This is a genomic window from Chitinilyticum piscinae, from assembly GCF_015223195.1.
GTDB lineage: Bacteria > Pseudomonadota > Gammaproteobacteria > Burkholderiales > Chitinibacteraceae > Chitinilyticum > Chitinilyticum piscinae.
In genome coordinates this window covers 113,579-131,401 of the sequence record NZ_JADFUA010000007.1, presented here as the reverse complement: position 1 = coordinate 131,401, position 17,823 = coordinate 113,579, and the positions used below count along the sequence as shown (strand labels likewise).

15 protein-coding genes are annotated in these 17,823 nt (G+C 57.5%); 9 read left to right on the top strand and 6 right to left on the bottom strand.

What is annotated here, in order from left to right:
• Positions 1 to 44: 44 nt before the first annotated feature.
• The 6 genes from INR99_RS12690 to INR99_RS12665 form a co-directional block, all read right to left on the bottom strand.
• On the bottom strand, positions 45 to 1,262 hold the full coding sequence (locus INR99_RS12690) for an EAL and HDOD domain-containing protein (protein WP_194116713.1): 1,218 nt from the start codon (positions 1,260 to 1,262) through the stop codon (positions 45 to 47).
• A gap of 66 nt (positions 1,263 to 1,328) precedes the next feature.
• The gene (locus INR99_RS12685) at positions 1,329 to 3,275 is read right to left on the bottom strand and encodes a chemotaxis protein CheA (protein WP_194116712.1); all 1,947 of its coding nucleotides are present in this window, start codon (positions 3,273 to 3,275) and stop codon (positions 1,329 to 1,331) included.
• 19 nt (positions 3,276 to 3,294) lie between these two features.
• A complete protein-coding gene (gene cheZ / locus INR99_RS12680) occupies positions 3,295 to 4,119 on the bottom strand; it encodes a protein phosphatase CheZ (protein WP_194116711.1) in 825 nt (274 codons plus the stop codon).
• 34 nt (positions 4,120 to 4,153) lie between these two features.
• Positions 4,154 to 4,543, bottom strand: coding sequence for a chemotaxis response regulator CheY (gene cheY / locus INR99_RS12675; protein WP_194116710.1), 390 nt, complete (start codon positions 4,541 to 4,543; stop codon positions 4,154 to 4,156).
• Between the two features lie 48 nt (positions 4,544 to 4,591).
• On the bottom strand, positions 4,592 to 5,527 hold the full coding sequence (locus INR99_RS12670) for a chemotaxis protein (protein WP_194116709.1): 936 nt from the start codon (positions 5,525 to 5,527) through the stop codon (positions 4,592 to 4,594).
• Between the two features lie 36 nt (positions 5,528 to 5,563).
• On the bottom strand, positions 5,564 to 6,517 hold the full coding sequence (locus INR99_RS12665; RefSeq protein ID WP_194116708.1) for a chemotaxis protein: 954 nt from the start codon (positions 6,515 to 6,517) through the stop codon (positions 5,564 to 5,566).
• An 87-nt stretch (positions 6,518 to 6,604) separates the two neighbouring features.
• Between INR99_RS12665 and INR99_RS17825 the strand changes: the two genes are divergently transcribed.
• The 9 genes from INR99_RS17825 (at position 6,605) to INR99_RS12620 (ending at position 17,814) form a co-directional block, all read left to right on the top strand.
• Positions 6,605 to 7,846 carry a sensor histidine kinase gene (locus tag INR99_RS17825; protein WP_194116707.1) on the top strand — a complete coding sequence of 414 codons (1,242 nt, stop codon included), beginning with the start codon at positions 6,605 to 6,607 and terminating at the stop codon, positions 7,844 to 7,846.
• Between the two features lie 121 nt (positions 7,847 to 7,967).
• Positions 7,968 to 8,273, top strand: a complete 306-nt coding sequence (locus INR99_RS12655) for an STAS domain-containing protein (protein WP_194116706.1) — start codon at positions 7,968 to 7,970, stop codon at positions 8,271 to 8,273.
• 16 nt (positions 8,274 to 8,289) lie between these two features.
• Positions 8,290 to 10,023 (top strand): ATP-binding SpoIIE family protein phosphatase, encoded by a 1,734-nt coding sequence (locus tag INR99_RS12650; protein ID WP_194116705.1) that lies wholly within the window; start codon positions 8,290 to 8,292, stop codon positions 10,021 to 10,023.
• A 136-nt stretch (positions 10,024 to 10,159) separates the two neighbouring features.
• On the top strand, positions 10,160 to 12,487 hold the full coding sequence (locus INR99_RS12645) for a PAS domain-containing sensor histidine kinase (protein ID WP_194116704.1): 2,328 nt from the start codon (positions 10,160 to 10,162) through the stop codon (positions 12,485 to 12,487).
• On the top strand, positions 12,484 to 13,116 hold the full coding sequence (locus INR99_RS12640) for a response regulator transcription factor (protein WP_194116703.1): 633 nt from the start codon (positions 12,484 to 12,486) through the stop codon (positions 13,114 to 13,116). The genes INR99_RS12645 and INR99_RS12640 overlap by 4 nt, the downstream gene beginning before the upstream one ends.
• The gene (locus tag INR99_RS12635) at positions 13,101 to 14,405 is read left to right on the top strand and encodes an ABC transporter substrate-binding protein (protein ID WP_308431490.1); all 1,305 of its coding nucleotides are present in this window, start codon (positions 13,101 to 13,103) and stop codon (positions 14,403 to 14,405) included. The genes INR99_RS12640 and INR99_RS12635 overlap by 16 nt, the downstream gene beginning before the upstream one ends.
• A gap of 136 nt (positions 14,406 to 14,541) precedes the next feature.
• The gene (locus INR99_RS12630) at positions 14,542 to 15,321 is read left to right on the top strand and encodes a substrate-binding periplasmic protein (RefSeq protein ID WP_194116702.1); all 780 of its coding nucleotides are present in this window, start codon (positions 14,542 to 14,544) and stop codon (positions 15,319 to 15,321) included.
• Between the two features lie 93 nt (positions 15,322 to 15,414).
• Positions 15,415 to 16,485 carry an alanine racemase gene (alr, locus tag INR99_RS12625; RefSeq protein ID WP_194116701.1) on the top strand — a complete coding sequence of 357 codons (1,071 nt, stop codon included), beginning with the start codon at positions 15,415 to 15,417 and terminating at the stop codon, positions 16,483 to 16,485.
• 102 nt (positions 16,486 to 16,587) lie between these two features.
• Positions 16,588 to 17,814, top strand: a complete 1,227-nt coding sequence (locus INR99_RS12620) for an aspartate kinase (protein ID WP_194116700.1) — start codon at positions 16,588 to 16,590, stop codon at positions 17,812 to 17,814.
• Positions 17,815 to 17,823: the final 9 nt, after the last annotated feature.

Sequence of the window (17,823 nt, the reverse complement as noted above, 5' to 3'; positions counted from 1 at the left end):
CAAAACGGCTCCGCTGGAGCCGTTTTGTTTTGCGTGATGCCTGCCTAGACGCCGAGTTCTTCGACCCAGGCCAGTGATTGCACGTGGGATTTATTCAGCATCTCCGGGCTGATCTGCAGTTGCTCGCAAAGTCGCGGAACTTCGGTCATTTCCGGGTCTTCGCAGGCTTCAGCAAGCTCGAGGAAGGGGCCGTAAATCCCCTGTCGCTGCAGCAGGGCATCGGTAACGTTTTCCGGCAGAATCAGTGTTTCCAGTACCTGATCCATCGGCATGTCGAGCAGTACGTCCAGCAATGAGAACATGCCGACGATGAACAGATTGTCGCGCTCCTGCCCATCAAGGAAGTGGCTGCCCAGCAGTTCGACCAGTCGGCCACGGGTAACCGCTGTTTTCAGTAGTGCCGGAGCGGCCCCCGTTTCTGCGCCAGCCGTAACCAGAAGCAGGGTCAGCCAGCGGTACAGCTTCTGATACCCCAGAATTGTGACTGCATGACGGAAGGACTGGATTTCGCAGGACAGACCGAAGCCCGCCGAGTTGATGTAGCGCAGCAGCTTGAATGACAGGGCAACATCGCGTTTGAGTGCATTTTCAATGTCACGGATTTCAGCATTGTTCCGCAGCATGTTCAGCAGGTTCAGGATATTGGCGTAACCCGGATTGATGACTTTCGCTGAGAGGGTCTCGGGGTGTGCAAAATAATAGCCCTGGAAGCAGTCAAAACCGATGTCGAGGCACTGCTTGAACTCGTCCTTGGTTTCGACCTTTTCGGCGACCTGCAGCGCGGGGTAGCGGCGCAGTTCCTTTGACAGCCCGGGGATTTGCGGCATTCCCAGTTGCTGGATATCCAGCTTGATGTAATTGGCATGCTCCATGAACGGCGCGGTTTGCGGCGTGAGTACGAAATCATCCAGTGCGATGCCAAAGCCCTGGCTGCGCAGATCCTTCAGGCGCTCGAGCAGTTCCGGGGTGGCTTGGGTGCTTTCGACGACTTCAAGTACTACCCTGTTGGCTTGCAGCAGTTCGAGAAAGTTGCTCTCCAGCATGGCTTCGGCCACGTTGATAAACGCCAGCTTGTTGCCGACCAGCCAGTCCGTGCCCATGTTCGACAACGTATTGACCAGTACGTTTGTGCCAGCCTGCATGTCGCTGGAAAACTCGGCGGTCTTGGCTTCCTTGTTCAGGCGGAACAGGAGTTCGTAGCCGATGATTTGCTGCTGCCGGTTCAGAATGGGTTGTCGTCCGACAAACGCATGTTCTTGCATGTTGTGGTCCATGTACGGGTTGTTCGCAGTTCGTCAGTTCAGGTCATGTTCTGACCCGAACTCCGGTTACAGTTGTTCTACAAGTCGCGAGGTCATGATGGCCGAGCTGTCGGCATGGGTCGATGAAAGCAGGTCTTCCATGTCGAGAACCAGAACGATCGAGCCATCTCCGGATAGTGTTGCCCCGGCGATGCCTCTGGGGCGGATATTCTGCAGCGGTTTGATGACGACATCATCACGACCGACAAAACTATCCACGGCGAGAATGAAGGAGTGCTCCGCTGACTGCATCAGGACACCGAACTGCGGCAACTGCGTTTCCTGCCAGCCGATCAGGTGGGCAAGGGATCGAACTGACAGTATCTCGTCGCGAACCACAATGGTTGCTCTGCCCGACACTTCCTGTACCTGTTCTTGGCGAATGGTGATGATTTCGCGAACCATGGCCAACGGCACAGCAAACGGCTGCTCGCAGACCTTGACGACCAGTACGGGCAGAATCGCTAGCGTCAGCGGCAGGGAAATGGTGAATCGGGAGCCTTCCCCGACGACCGACTGGATATCGATGCGCCCATTGAGTCGCTGGATGTTGGTTTTTACTACATCCATGCCGACACCGCGACCGGATACGTTCGAGATCTGGTCCTTGGTCGAAAATCCCGGCATGAAAATCAGCTGCAGGCTCTGTTTGTCATCGAGACTGTTGGCTGTTTCAATGTCGATCAGGCCTTTTTCGACTGCCTTGCGCCGGATGACGTCAGGGCGCATGCCGCGGCCATCGTCCGTAATTTCAATCAGGATATGGTCGCCTACCTGGGTGGCCGACAGTTCGACAATGGCCTTGCTTGATTTGCCGGTGGCCTGGCGCTCCTCGGTGGTTTCAATGCCATGATCTACTGCATTGCGCACCAAGTGAACGAGTGGATCGTTCAGATCCTCCAGCATGGTTTTATCGAGTTCGGTTTCTTCACCTGAAATCACCAGTTCGACATCTTTGCCAAGCTGGCGAGCTAGGTCTCGTGCAAGTCTGGGGTATTTCTGGAACAGCCGGCCGATTGGCTGCATGCGGGTTTTCATGACTGCGTTTTGCAGATCCCCCACCAGCAAATCCAGTTGCCCGATGGCCTCATCAAGCGATTTCAGTGTGGGGCCATCAATTTTGCCGGACATGATGTCCGAGCGCAGTGTGGTCAGACGGTTTTTGGTCAGGCCAATTTCGCCAGAAAGGTTCAGTACCTGATCCAGGCGTACGGTGTCGATACGGATCGTTGTTTCCGGTGCAGACAATTGCTGGCCAGTGGTTGCAGGTTTGTTCAGTGTTGCAGCCGGCGCCGGTTTGAGTAATGTCATCGGGTCCTGGACAACCGCTTTGGGTGATACAGGTGTTTGGACTGGCATCACGGGGATTGTATGAGTCTGGGGGGCCTCATACGCTGGTACAGTTGCTGAAGGCGTTGCCGCCGGTGGCGCAGCCTGCGCCGTATTGGTTCCAAGTAATCCATCATAAAGCTGATTCCAGTCCGGACTGCCTGGCTGAGGCATGGGAGGGCGGACTTCTGTCGGAGTGACATCGATCGTGACGGGTTCGGCTGCTTGTGCAGGGGGCTCTGCGTGCGTAGCCCGCCCTTCCAGTACGTTGTCCAGCAGTTGCAGCAAGTGTTGATCCGCTGGGGCGGGTTGCCGGGATTGTGACATGGCACCGAACATGTCGCGAACTACGCCTGTCGCAGCGAGAATGGCATCCATGATCTCCGGGGTAAGCGAGAGTTCGCCATTGCGGAGCTTGTCGAACAAATTTTCCGTCCGGTGACACAGGCTTACCATCGGGTCGACGTTCAGAAAACCTGCACCTCCCTTGATGGTGTGGAATCCGCGGAAAATGTCATTCAGCAGTGCACGATCATTCGGCCTTTTTTCCAGTTCGACCAGTTTATTGTCTACTTCAGACAGCAGTTCCGACGATTCCGTCAGAAAGTCCTGCAGCAGATCTTCCATTCCGCCAAAGTCACTCATGTCGCTCTCCTCGCAGGGCTTAGAAGCCGAGACTTTCCAGCAGGTCGTCGACCTGTGCCTGATTAGTGACAATATCCGTGCGGCCTTCTGCCTTGACGACCGGGCCGTTTAGTAGCGAACCATCATCCTGCTTGACGCCTTGTGGCGAGAACATCAGCAGGAAGTCGAGTAGCTGCTGCTCCATTTCCTTGGCCATGCCCAGTACTTTCTTGATGACCTGGCCGGTCAGATCCTGGAAGTCTTGGGCCATCATGATTTCGAGCATTTGGCTGTTGATTTTTTCCGAGTCGGCATGAGCCATGTTCAGAAACGCCTTGGTGCGTTCAGCCAGTTGCTTGAATTCATCAACGCTCAATTGGTTGGCGAACAGCCGTTCCCATTCTGCCGCTAGCTGAGCTGAGTCGTTGCTGATGCGATCTTGTAATGGTTTGGCAACATCCAGTGCGTTCAGCGTCCGCTCTGCAGCCTGTTCCGTCATCGTCGCGATGTACGACAGTCGATCACGCGCATCAGGTATCTGCGAGGCAGCTTGTTCAAGAGATTTGTCCAGACCAAGTTGACGCAAGGTGTCGTGAAGCTTCCGTGTCAGTTGTCCGATATGGGAGAACATGGACTTGGCCGGCTCGGCAAGCTGATCTCCCTCGTTTGACGGGCTCATTTCCACTGAAGGCGCTGCAGGTTCTGCGACCGCTTCCTGTGTGGCGGGGGCCGGCGTTGACACGGTAGTTGTGAACTCGGGTGACGCGGGGGGCGCAGAGTCATTGCCTTGGCTGGTGGCCAGAATGCTGTCAAAGAGTGCTTCGAGTTCTGCCGAATCGCCGCTATTGAGTGCTTGGTCGCTCACAGTGTTCTCCTGTGTATTCGCTTTGTTCTGCCGATCACTTGGCCATGTTGGCGAAAATTTTCTTCAATTTCTCATCAAGGGTTGCAGCGGTGAACGGCTTGACGATGTAGCCATTCGCACCTGCTGTTGCGGCCTCGATGATGTTTTCCTTTTTTGCTTCGGCGGTAACCATGAGCACCGGCAGGTGTTTGAGTTGAGCATCGGCACGAATCTGGCGCAGTAGTTCGATGCCGGTCACATTCGGCATATTCCAGTCGGTGACCACGAAATCGAAAGAGCCATTCTTTAGTTTATGCATTGCAACCTGGCCATCCTCGGCTTCGTCCACGTTGGAGTAGCCAAGTTCTTTCAGCAGATTCCGGACAATGCGGCGCATCGTGGAGAAATCATCCACGACGAGAAAGCGCATGTTCTGATCATTCATTGTGTTTCACTCCGCGCAGCCTGAGTGCTGCTAATCAAATCCGTCATTTTAACCTGCGAGCAGAGGGGTCAGGGTGTCGGCAAGGATGAGGGCATCGAATTTCGCGACGTATGCGTCAACACCAACGCTTGATCCCATGGCTCTGTTCGCGTTCGAGGAGAGCGACGAATGCATGACCACGGGGATTCCCTGGAAGCGATGGTCAGATTTGATGTGCTTGGTCAATACATAGCCATCCATCTCAGGCATTTCAGCGTCAACCAGCACCAGCTTGAGTTTGTCCTTGAGGCGTTCGCCATCGTGTACCGCTCGGTTTGCCAGATTTTGCAGTTTGTCCCAGGCTTCCTTGCCATTGTTGGCCTGATAATATTTGATGCCGATTTTGTCCAGGACCCCGACAATTTCCTTGCGAGCGACCATGGAGTCGTCAACGAAGAACATGAATGTATCGGGGTCAATCGTTGCTTTGGGGAGTTCAGGGATAACCGGCTCTCCGATTACGGTCGATAGGATCTGTTCCACATCGAGAATCGACACCAGTTTGCCGTCTGGCAGTTCGGTAATTGCCGTGATCAGTGCCTGGTTGCCGGCAAGCATTGTTTCTGGCGCCCTGACCTTGTCCCAGTCCACGCGGATAATCCGGTCTACGGCGTGAACCAGAAATGCCTGGGTGTGCTTCGAGAATTCGGTCACGATCATGGTGCTGGTCGTGTCCGCATCTGTTGGCTCTTGGGTGGCGACAAAACGGGATAGGGCGATAACCGGAATGATGTTTCCGCGCAGCGAAATTACGCCCTCTACGCCGTGTGGCATATTGGGTGTTTTGGTAATTTTTGGGGTCTGGGATACTTCCCTGACTTTGAAAACGTTAATCCCGAAAATTTCACGCGTGCCCAAGGTAAACAACAAGATTTCCATCTTGTTGGAGCCGGCGAGCTTGGTGCGCGCATCGACACTTTCCAGCAGGTTAGCTTGTTGACTCATAGTGGTTACTCGCTCTCAGGTAAGGCTGGCGTTGAATCACATATCCTTGAGCAGGAAATTGGCGATGGTTTCGGAGAGTTTGTGGGGTTCGAACTTGGCGACATAACCATCAACACCGACCGAATGCCCGAGCTTCTGGTTGGATAAACCGGATAGCGAGGAGTGCATCAGCACAGGGATGCCGGCAAACCGGGGATCGCTCTTGATCATTCTGGTTAGCATGTAACCATCCATCTCGGGCATTTCCACGTCGGTCAGGATTAATTGCACCAGATCCCGTACATGCTTGCCCTGAATCTCCGCTGATTGCGCAAGCCGCAGCAAGTCATCCCAGGCGCGCTTCCCGTTGATGGCATGCATGTGCCGCACTTGCATGGCATCCAGTGTCATTTCGATCTGGCGGCGAGCCACCACCGAGTCGTCGGCGAAATAGACTGTTTTGGTGACGAAATTTTTGTCTTGAATGATGACATTGACATCGATTTCAGTTGCGCCAGCCGTGGTTTCGGCCAGTACTTTTTCGACGTCCAGCATCATGACAAGCTTGCCATTTTCCAGTTCTGTCACTGCGGTCACCAGTCCGCCCATCTGCATGGTGAGCATGTCCGGTGGCACTCGCATCACCGACCAGTCAAGCCGCAGGATGGTGTCGACAGCTTCGACCAGAAAACCCTGGGTATGTCCGTTGTACTCGGAAACAATCATGATTTCCGGGCGGCTTTCCGTACTGATTCCCGCATACTTGGCAAGATCAATGACCGGAACCAGTGTCCCTCGCAGGCTGACCATGCCTTCAACGGATGAGGGCATTTCTGGTGCTTGGGTGATTTCGGGTGTGCGCATGACTTCGCGCACTTTGAAAACATTGATCCCGAAGGTCTCGCGGCGTCCTGAGCGTTGATCCAGTCCGAGTGTGAACAGCAGTATCTCGAGCTTGTTGGTGCCGGCCAGTTTCGTTCGGGCATCGATATTTTTCAGAAGATCAGACACAACGTCCTCCTGTTAGAACCTGGTCGTGCATAAGAAAACACTGTTATCGGCAGTTTAACCCGTAGATTGAGGAAATGGCACGGCTGGGTGAGTACTTCGAAGAAAAACCGCACAGCATCTCGCCTCTTTATAATCGAAAAGAATCACAGCAACAAGGAAGCCGAACTGATGGACTCACAAAGCGAGCGACTGGATCCGCAAGAGCTGGAGGCCGCATTCTCTCTGTTTGCCGAAGCCTCAAAAGCGCTTAGTTCATCGTATGCCGATTTGCAGCAGCAGGTCGTTTTTCTGACATCCCAGCTTGAGCTTGCAAATGGGAAGTTGCGCGAGCAGCTGGATGAAAAGGCGGCCTTGTCCAGAAGATTGTCATCCTTGCTGGACCAGCTCCCGGCGGGCGTTGTGGAAATTTCGGCAGAAGGGCGCATTTCTTCGCTGAATCGAGCTGCAAGAGCAATGTTTCCGGGGCTTCTGGCCGATTGTTTGTGGGCTGATTGGGTTTCCGCGAACCTTGAGCCTGTGCGCGAACAAGAGCCGCAACTGCACAAGGCGGTCGGCAAGGAAGCTTGGTTCGCACTCGCAGAGAGTCCTGTGCCGGAAGAGTCATGTCGTCTGGCGCTAATCAATGACATGACGGATTTTCACCGCATGCAACAGGCGCTAGCCAGGCATGAGCGACTGGTGGCCATGGGCGAAATGTCGGCGGGATTGGCGCATCAGCTGCGTACTCCTCTGGCAACGGCAATGCTTTATGCCGGGCATTTGCAGGCCGAGCAGATTTCCGGTCCGGATCGCCAACGTGTTGCTGCCAAGCTACAGAGCAGGCTGCGTCATCTCGAAGTATTGATTGGAAATATGCTGCGATTTGTTCGTGGGCAGCAGCAGGAAGTGGAGTCTTGCCTGCTGGCTGACGTGGTGAAAGAGGCGTTGTTACAGCAGTCAGAAGCGATTGATGCGGCAGGAGTTCAGCTGGAGTGTGTGATCGAAGACGAAGCCGTCGCGGCTGTGCTGAATCGTCGGGAGATGGTGGGGGCGTTGGGCAATCTGCTCGACAATGCCTTGCATGTTGCTTTTGCTGGGATGCCGTTGCGGGTTAGACTTTGGCGTGATGGATCGTACGCCTGCATTTCTGTTTCCGATGCTGGGCCGGGGGTTTCTGCCGAGCAGTTGGAGCGATTGTTCGAGCCGTTTTATACAACCAAAAAGGATGGCACTGGCCTGGGGCTGGCGATTGTACGCAATCTGCTGGTCGGATGGGGTGGGGACGTTGTGATTGATACAACACGTACACAGGGGGCGACATTCATATTACGCTTGCCTGTCGCTTCATAGCATACTAACTTAAGCACGTGCAGCGCTGCCGTTTGGGCAGGGAGTGAGGCTCCAGTGGATTAGGGGTTTCTGCGCTGGATGTCCATATTCGAAAGCAAGTTTTATTTAGAGGTCGTGATTTATGACGCCGACAGTACAGATCGAGGGCAGCACTGGTCGTGTAATTTTGTCCGGGCAATTTGATTTCAGTGCGCACCGTGAGTTTCGCCAAGTCTGCGAATCACTGATCGCCAATCCCGAAGTGCGTGAAGTGCTGGTTGATTTCCAGAATGTCAATTATCTGGATAGCTCTGCCCTGGGAATGTTGTTGTTGTTAAAAGAAAAGATCGGCTCGGCCAACAAGACTCTGGCACTGGTCAATTGTCGTGATGCGGTCAAGCAGGTGCTTGAAATCGCCTGTTTCGGCAAAATTTTCACGATCCGCTGATCATTCAGAAAATCGCATGAAAATCCTTGTCGTCGACGATACGGATGCAGTCCTGCTACTGATCTCCCGTTTCGTCGAGGCTCTGGGACATAGCGCAGTACAGGCCCGGAATGGGCAGGAAGCTATCGATACCTGGCGTGCCCACCGGCCCGATCTGGTCTTGATGGACATGATGATGCCTGTCATGTCCGGCCCCGAGGCTGCCGCCATCATCAAGGCCGAATCTGGTGCTGTCTGGGTGCCGATCGTTTTCGTTACCGGTGTCGGTGAGGAAAACAGGCTGGCCGAGGCCATCGAACAGGGCGCAGATGATTACATCAACAAGCCCGTCAATTTCCGCGTGCTTGAGGCAAAGCTGAAGGCTTTCAGTCGTACGCTGGATCTCAATCGTCAGGTTGTCGAGCAGTCGACCAAGCTTGCCGATTACTATGATCGTGCCGAAGAAGAAAAGCGTGTGGCGCGTCATCTGATCGAGCAGATGGTCAATGCCGAACGATTGTCCGACCCGGGGCTGGAATACTGGCTCTCGCCTGCAGAAAGCCTGTCGGGCGACCTTATCGCGGCGGCCCGGACCCCCGGGCAGGTTCTGCATGTACTGCTTGCGGACGGAATTGGTCACGGACTTACTGCGGCGCTCAATGTTTTGCCGCTGACCCAGCCTTTCTACAGCATGACCGAGAAGGGCTACAGCATTTCCGACATTCTTGCGGAGATGAATAACAAGATCCGGCAAGTTTTGCCTGTTGGGCGTTTCGTCGCCGTGACCTTGCTCGCACTGGATGAAGCCAACGACTGTGTGGAAATCTGGAATGGCGGCATGCCCGCGCTTCAGATACTGGATCCGTCCGGGCGGTTGCTGAAATCTGTGCCGTCCTCGAATTTGCCTCTGGGCATCATTCCCAGTCACAGCATGGATTTTGTGCCCGTCAGGCATTATTACGACCAGCAAGGGCTGATTGTGGCCTGTTCCGATGGCTTGATCGAGGCGCATGTTCCCGGCGCGGATGCCTACGGTTTCGATCGCCTGCTCGGAGCCATCGCTGGCAATCTGGCGGGTAACCGGATTGATAGTGTCAAGGATAGTCTGGCTGGCTATTTGCAAGGACACCCCCACCATGATGATGTATCGCTGGTGTTGATGGCCTTTGGGGGCGATACGCCACCGCCTGCGACGCAGGATCACGGTGATGCACAGCCAGCCAGCGACTTTACCCTGCCAGCCTTGTTGGCTATCGATGAGTGCAAGTGGCGTTACAGCCTGACACTCGGGGCTGACGAGCTGCGCTACATCAATACGGTGCCTTTCATGATGACATTCGTGAATGAAATCAGGGCGCTCAACCACTCCCAGTCGGATGTGTTCCTGATTCTGACAGAGCTGTTCGTGAATGCGGTCGATCATGGCTTGCTGCGCATGGATTCTCGCCTGAAGCACAGTGCCGCGGGTATGGAAGAGTACCTGCTGGAGCGTAGTCAACGGCTGGCCAATCTGCAGGAAGGCCGAATTGAAATCGATCTGGCCGGGCTGGATTATGGTGGCAGCGAACTGCTGCAGATCAGGGTCAAGGACAGCGGCCCGGGCTTCAACTGGGCCGCCTGGAGCCGGGTCGAGGCAGGAGAGCCCCAGCAGGCCCACGGGCGCGGCATACTGCTTTTGCGCGCGTTGTGCAGTGGTATCCAGTTCGTCGGCAATGGCAGCGAAGTGCTGGCATTTTATCGGCCCCACTCCGGATCCGACGCACTGCATTAATACCTTTGCCTTGTGCGGTTCAGTATACTCTTGAATGGCTTGGCATATCTGGGGTTGTTGTCGATACGGTGCCATGTATCCCTCCTAGGGCAATACCGTATGGGGGATCCCGCCTGCCAACCTTATGCTCTGTAACATGACACCTCCATTCCGGATACGTTTTCGTGCCTGGCGCTTCGGCCAGTGGCCCTGGCATCTCGGCTATGCCCTGCTGGGCTTGCTGGCATTTGCGCTGGGTCTGTATCTCTGGCTCGACTGGCAGAAAGAGTCCGCCCTGCAGCAGGCAACCATGGCTCAGGATCTGCTCTGGCAGGAGCAGGAGATTCGTGTGCGCCTGCAGACCAACCAGAATGTTCTGGAAAATCTCGCCTATGCACTGGCCGCCGGGGTGATCAGCACGGATGATTTTCGTGTCCGTGCGGAAGCCCTGATGCGTGGCAACCCGGAAATTCTAGCGATCGAGTGGGTTGACTCTGCTGGCGTACGCCAGGCTGGCCTGCCTGTTTTCAGTAGCCGCCCCTCTTCCTTGCCGGCGCTCGATGAATCGCGGGTCCAGGAGATGCTCGATGGCGCGGCCATTCTGGGTTATCCGGTCTACTCCAATGTGCTGCTTCGGCATGAATCAGCCATGGTAATGCAGGCCGTACCGTTTTTTCGCGGCACGGCTTACCGCGGCGCCGTGCTGATTACGTATGCATTACCCGGATTGCTGCAACAGCGCGTGCCGTGGTGGATGGTGCAACGTTATGACCTCCAGCTGGTTGATGTGCAGGGCAAAGTGTTGGCGCCCCTGCGGAATATGCCCTTGCTGCAGGGTACGATGGTGCGGGAGGTCAGCTTTGATCCGCCCGGGCAGGGCTTGCGCTTGCGGGCCGTGGCAGTGAAACAGCAGCATGGAGCCTGGGTCAGGCTGGGAATCTGGGGGTTGGTTCTGAGCTTTCTGCTCTTGCTGGCCTGGATGCTGCGGTTGATGAAGCAGCGTCTGCTTGAACGCCAGCAGGCAGAGCGGGAGCTTACCGACGAAATTCTGTTCCGATCGGCCATGGAAAATTCGCTGGTCAGTGGTCTCTGGGCCATGGATCGGGACGGGCGGATGATTTATGTCAATCCCGCATTCGCACAGATGGTGGGCTGGCGGAGCATGGAGTTGGTCGGCTGTCGGGCTCCGCTGCCGTTCTGGCCGGCCGAACAATTGCAGGAATGTACCGCCACCTACGAAGCCATGTTGCGCGGCGAATGCCCGCCCAATGGCTTTGAATCGCGCTTTGTCCGTCGTGATGGCGAGCGTTTCGATGTGCGTCTTTATACTTCGCGACTGGTGGATAGTGCCGGGCAGGAGCGGGGCTGGATGGCTTCGCTGTATGACATTACCGAATTGCGCCAGGAAAAGGAGGCGCTTGCGGCATCCAGGCAGCAATTGCTGACCGTGCTGGATGGATTAATGGCGGCTGTCTCGGTCTGGGATATGCAGACGGGGGAGTTGCGTTACCGCAATGGGCATCACGCTACCACCTTCCGGTTGCCGGAAGATGCCGGGGCGGTATGCTTGCTGCCGATGCAGCATGATCGCAGTCAGCCCGGCGAGGGCGTGGTGGCCGATTGCTACGATCAGCTTTCTGCCCGCTGGTATCAGGTCCAGCGCCGTCCGATTGTCTGGGTGGATGGCAGGGGGGCATGGCTGGAAATCGCCACCGACATCACGGCACAACGCCAGGCTGAGGATGCCGACCGGGTTCGGGATGAAAAGCTCCAGCTGACCGCCCGGCTGGTCAGCATGGGTGAGCTGGCCTCCAGCCTTGCGCATGAACTGAATCAGCCACTGGCGGCGATCGCCAGCTATAGCGCCGCGTGCGGCAGTTTGCTCGATATGCCAGAGCCTGCTCTGCCGAAAGTCAGAGCAACGCTGGACAAGATCGGTGAGCAGTCGCGGCGGGCAGGGAAGATCATTCGCGGTATCCGCGAGTTCGTGCTGAAGCGTCAGCCCACCAGCGAGTGGTTTTCCATCGACGAGTTGCTGGAAATGCCCAAGCAGTTGCTGGAGCCGCTGGCACGCCGCAGTAGCGCGAGCATTGTTGTCAATCTGCCACGGCGTTTGCCTCAGGTTTGTGGTGACCGGGTCATGCTGGAACAGGTCATCTTCAATCTGCTGCGCAATGCCATCGAAGCCATGGCCGACACCCCGGTCGAGCGGCGTTCGGTGAGCGTGACCGCCAGCAGGGATGACCATTACGTGATCATCCATGTCGCGGATCATGGCTCGGGTCTGGCCGAGCCGGCGCGGCTGTTTCAGCCCTTTTTCAGCACCAAGCCCGACGGAATGGGTATGGGGCTCAATATCTGCCGCTCGATCATCGAGCAACACCGTGGCCATCTCTGGGCGGAAGCCAATCCCGAGGGCGGCACGGTATTCTCTTTCCGGCTACCCTTGATACAGGCTGGAACAACGAATCAGGAGTCGACATGAACCCATCTCCCCGCATTGCCGTGATCGATGACGATGTTGCCGTATGCGACTCGCTGGACCTGCTGTTCGAAACGCGCCAGTGGCCAGTACGCACTTTTGCATCGGCGGAAGCCTTTCTGGCTGATGCCAGACTTGATGATTTCGGTTGCCTTATCGTGGATGTGCGCATGGCCGGAATGAGTGGTCTTGAACTCTTTGCCCGTCTGAAAGAAGAGCACGGCTATGTGCCTCCGGTCATTTTTCTGACTGGTCATGGCGATGTGCCAATGGCGGTCAACGCGGTCAAGGAGGGTGCCAGCGATTTTCTCGAAAAGCCTTTCGATCATCACCAGTTGCTGGCCAAGGTCGAGGCGTGTCTGGCGCGTGATGCCGCTGTACGCACCAGTCGTTCGCAGCAGGATTCGGTCCTTAGTCGGCTGGAGGAGCTTACCCCGCGCGAGCGGCAGGTGTTGCGTGAAATCCTGGCCGGCAAGCTCAACAAGCAGGTCGCAGATCGCCTGGATATCAGCATCAAGACCGTTGAAGTCCATCGGGCCCGGATTTTTACCAAAATGCGTGTGCACTCTGCGATGGAATTGGCGGCAATGCTGAAAGATATTCCGCTGGAGACCTGGTGTCCCAGTGCCTGATGGGGCGTTGCGACATGGCTGATATGCAAAAAGTGTGTTGCGCACTCCGCCCGGCAGCAGGCCTGTGCAGCCTGCTGCTCACGCTGGTTGCAGCTTACAGCCGGGCGACCGAAGTGGAGGTGCTCCACTGGTGGACAGCAGGCGGAGAAAGCCGGGCGCTGGGGGAGCTGCGTATGGTGATGGAGCAGCGCGGCCACGCCTGGCGTGACTTGTCCGTTGCGGGAGGCGGTGGCAGTAATGCCATGACCGCACTGAAAAGCCGGGTCATGGCTGGCCATCCTCCGGCTGCGGCCCAGATCAAGGGGCCTGCCATTCAGGAGTGGGGGGCAGAGGATAGCCTCGCCTCGATTGATGCGGTGGCGGTTCCTGGGCGCTGGGATGCGGTGCTGCCTCCGGTGGTGGCGCGGATGATGAAGTACCGTGGCCAGTACGTTGCTGCTCCGCTGAATGTGCACCGGGTCAACTGGTTGTGGGTCAATCCGCGGCTACTGCGGCAGGCTGGCGTCAAGCCCCCGGCCTCGCTGGATGAATTGTTTGCCGCACTGGACGCGCTGAAAAAGGCCGGCATTTTGCCACTGGCCTATGGCGGCCAGCCCTGGCAGGATGCAACGGTGTTCGAGAGTGTTGCTCTGGCCGTTGGTGGGCCGGAATGGTACCAGAAAGCCTTTGTCGAGCTGGATCAGGCCGCGCTGAAGGGCGCGGTAATGCAAAAGGCGCTGGAGAGTTATCGCCGGCTCAAGCCGTACACCGACGCGAATGCGGTTGGGCGCGAGTGGAACCTGTCGACGGCCATGGTCATTAATGGCCGCGCAGCCATGCAGTTCATGGGTGATTGGGCCAAGGGGGAGTTTCTCGCAGCCGGCAAGCGCCCGGGCATCGATTTTCTGTGCATGCCGGTACCGGGAACGGCCGGCATGTTTACCTTCAATGTCGACAGTTTTGTGTTCTTCCGTCATACCAGCCATGAGGTCAGTCGTGCGCAGGCCGAACTGGCCGCCATCCTGATGGACCCGGCGTTCCAGGAGCGCTTCAGTCTGCAAAAGGGGTCGATCCCCGTGCGCAGCGGCGCCCGCCCGGATCGTTACGATGCTTGCGGCAGGCAGGCGCTGCAGGACTTTCAGGGGGCGGCGCAGTCCGGCTTGCTGCTTCCGTCGTGGGCGCAGGGTATGGCAACCTCCTCGACGGTACAGCAGGCCATGCAGGATGTGCTGACCCGGTACTGGAATGAGCCGGGTATGACCGCTGCCCAGGCAGCCTGGCGTCTCGCGGCGGCGGCAAAAACGCGCTGATAGGTATTGCGCTGAAATCTTTGTCATGTGAAGGCTATGCGCTTATACATGGCTATGTATGCTGAATGAGCGTCAGCGGGCTGGTCTTGTTACAGGGGTGGGCCATACTGGTAGCTGCATCGTTCCGGAGAAAGCTGTGCGTGCCCTGCTTTTGCTGCTTGCATCATTCTGGCTGGCCATCGCCGAAGCCGCGCCGCGGGCAGTCGTGCTGTATGGTTACTACGAATATCCTCCGTTTGTCCTCCCCGAAGAGTTTTCCGGTGGCTTGAGTCCTTTGCTGGCCGAGCGGATGGGCGCGCTGTCCGGGGGGCGGTTTACGTTCACCCTGCAGATGGTGCCGCGCAAGCGGATCAGTAGTCTGCTGGAGGAACCCCAATGGCGTGGCGTGGTCAGCTGGGCCAATCCTGTCTGGTTTGCCGACGAACGCCAGCAGCGTTACAGCTGGTCGCCGGCCCTGTTGCGGGACGCGGATCTGGTGCTGTTCCGTGCGGATTTGCCGCTGGAGTGGGAGGGGCCGCAAACCTTGCAGGGCCGCCGACTCGGGGGGCTGTTGGGGCATCGCTATGCCGAGCTGGACGACTGGATTGCAGACGGACGCATTGCCCGTGAGGATGTTTCCACCCTCGAAGCCAATGTGCGCAAGCTGATGGCCGGGCGGATCGATGCAACCTTCATCCCCGCCAGTGCTTATGGCTGGCTGAAAAGGCAGCATCCCGATCTGCCTGTGCGCAGCTATCGGTCCAGCAAGCCGCGCAATGCTTATGACCGGTTTCTGTTTACCAATCCGGCGGATGCCGAGCTGGCCGCCTATGTGAAAGCCTTGCCAGCGCTGCTGGCTGGAGACCCGGTCTGGCGCAAGCGGCTGGATGAACTCGGGCTTGAGCCTGCGCCAATTTCCGGCAGCAAATCGCCTTAGCACTTTCCGCCGCGTTTTCCGCAAGCCGGGCAGTGGAGCATCCGCTGCGCAGGAGTATACTCGGCACTTGCCCACTCTCACTGCTTGCTGACAATGTCCCGGCCACTTCATGCCACGATCGATTCCACTGCACTGACCCATAATCTTGCGCAACTGCAGGCGCGAGCGGGGAGTGCAAGGGTGCTGTCGGTGGTCAAGGCCAATGCCTACGGTCATGGGCTGGCGCGAGTGGCTCCCGCTCTTGCCAATACGGATGGCTGGGCCACTCTGGAGCTCGACAGCGCCATCCACTTGCGCGAGCAGGGTTATACCCAGCCGATCGTGTTGCTGGAGGGGGTCTTTGCCGCCCGCGAGCTGGAAATCTGCAGCCAGTACCGGATTGGCTGCGCCGTGCATGGCGAGCACCAGCTGGCCTGGCTGCGGGAGGCGAAATTGCCAGCCCCGGTGGATGTGCTGCTCAAGCTCAATACCGGCATGAACCGGCTGGGGTTTCCGCCGGAGCGTGCCCCGGAGCTGGTCGGACAAGTGCGGCAGCTTCCGGCAGTCGCAGCCGTGACGGTGATGACGCACTTTGCGACAGCGGATGAGCCGGACAAAGGGATCGCTGTCCAGTATGAGCGCTTCCGGTCCGCTATCGCCGGGCTGGATGTGCCGGTCAGCCTGGCCAATTCGGCTGCGCTGCTTGCCTACCCGCAGGCCCGCGGCGATTGGGTGCGTCCCGGGATTGCGCTGTACGGCAGCTCTCCCTTTGCCGATCGGTCGGCACAGAGTCTTGGCCTGCGCGCGGTCATGACCTTGCAGAGCGCGATCATCGGTGTGCAGGAACTCCATGCCGGGGATGCTGTCGGTTATGGCGCAACGTTTGTGGCAGACCGGAACATGCGGGTTGGTACGGTGGCCTGTGGCTATGCCGATGGTTATCCGCGGCATGCCGGTACGGGAACGCCGGTGCTGGTCGCCGGCCAGCGCACGCGGCTGCTCGGCCGTGTTTCGATGGACATGCTGGCGGTTGACCTTACACCGATTCCTGCTGCAGGCATCGGCAGCCCGGTCGAACTCTGGGGTCGCTCGCTCTCCGTCGATGAGGTCGCCGCCGCCGCAGGTACGATTGCGTACGAGCTGCTGTGTGCTGTGGCGCCCCGTGTCCCCTTCACAGTTGCCTGAGTTTTTTTGCATCACAGTCGGTCTGTGGCTCGCACAAGCATGGCGTGTTGCATTAGAATGACGGGCTTATTTTGAAACACTTATCAACCAGCAGGTTGCATCATGGCACTGATTGTCCAGAAATATGGCGGCACGTCGGTCGGCTCTCCCGACCGCATCAAGAACGTGGCGCGGCGCGTGGCCAAATTCAAGGCGCAGGGGCACGATCTCGTGGTCGTTGTTTCTGCCATGTCCGGCGAAACCAACCGACTGATCGCACTGGCCAAGGAAATCCAGTCCCAGCCCGATCCGCGCGAGCTGGACGTCATCGTCTCCACCGGCGAGCAAGTCACCATCGGCCTTCTGGCCATGGCGCTGAAAGAGCAGGGCGTTGACGCAGTCAGCTATACCGGCGGCCAGGTCAAGATCCTGACCGATTCCGCGCACACCAAGGCCCGTATCCAGCACATCGACGACGCTAACATGCGCGCCGACCTGAATGCCGGCAAGGTGGTCATCGTTGCCGGCTTCCAGGGTGTCGACGCCCAGGGCAACATCACCACACTGGGTCGTGGTGGTTCGGACACTTCCGGCGTGGCGCTGGCCGCGGCGCTGAAGGCCGACGAATGCCAGATCTACACCGACGTTGACGGCGTGTACACCACTGATCCGCGCGTCGTGCCGGAAGCCCGCAAGCTCAAGACCATCACGTTCGAGGAAATGCTCGAACTGGCCAGCCTTGGCTCCAAGATTCTGCAAATCCGCTCGGTCGAATTTGCCGGCAAGTACAACGTGAAACTGCGCGTGCTGTCCTCCTTCCAGGAAGAAGGCGAGGGCACGCTGATCACTTTCGAGGAAGACTCTACCGTGGAAAAACCAGTCATTTCCGGCATCGCCTTCAACCGTGACGAAGCCCGCATCAACGTGATCGGCGTACCGGACAAGCCCGGCATTGCCTACCAGATCCTCGGCCCCGTGGCCGATGCCAACATCGACGTGGACATGATCATCCAGAACGTCGGTCAGGATGGCACGACTGATTTCTCCTTCACCGTACCGAAGGGTGAATACCCGCGTGCACTGAAGGTGCTGGAAGAAGTGAAGAAGCACGTTGGTGCCCGTGAAGTCAGCGGCGACGACAAGATCTGCAAGGTCTCCATCGTCGGCGTGGGCATGCGCTCGCATGTCGGCGTAGCCTCCACCATGTTCCGCACCCTGGCGGAAGAAGGCATCAACATCCAGATGATCTCCACGTCCGAAATCAAGATTTCGGTGGTGCTCGACGAGAAATATCTGGAACTGGCCGTGCGCGTACTGCACAAGGCTTTCGGTCTGGAACAGGCCGCCTGATCGGAGCCA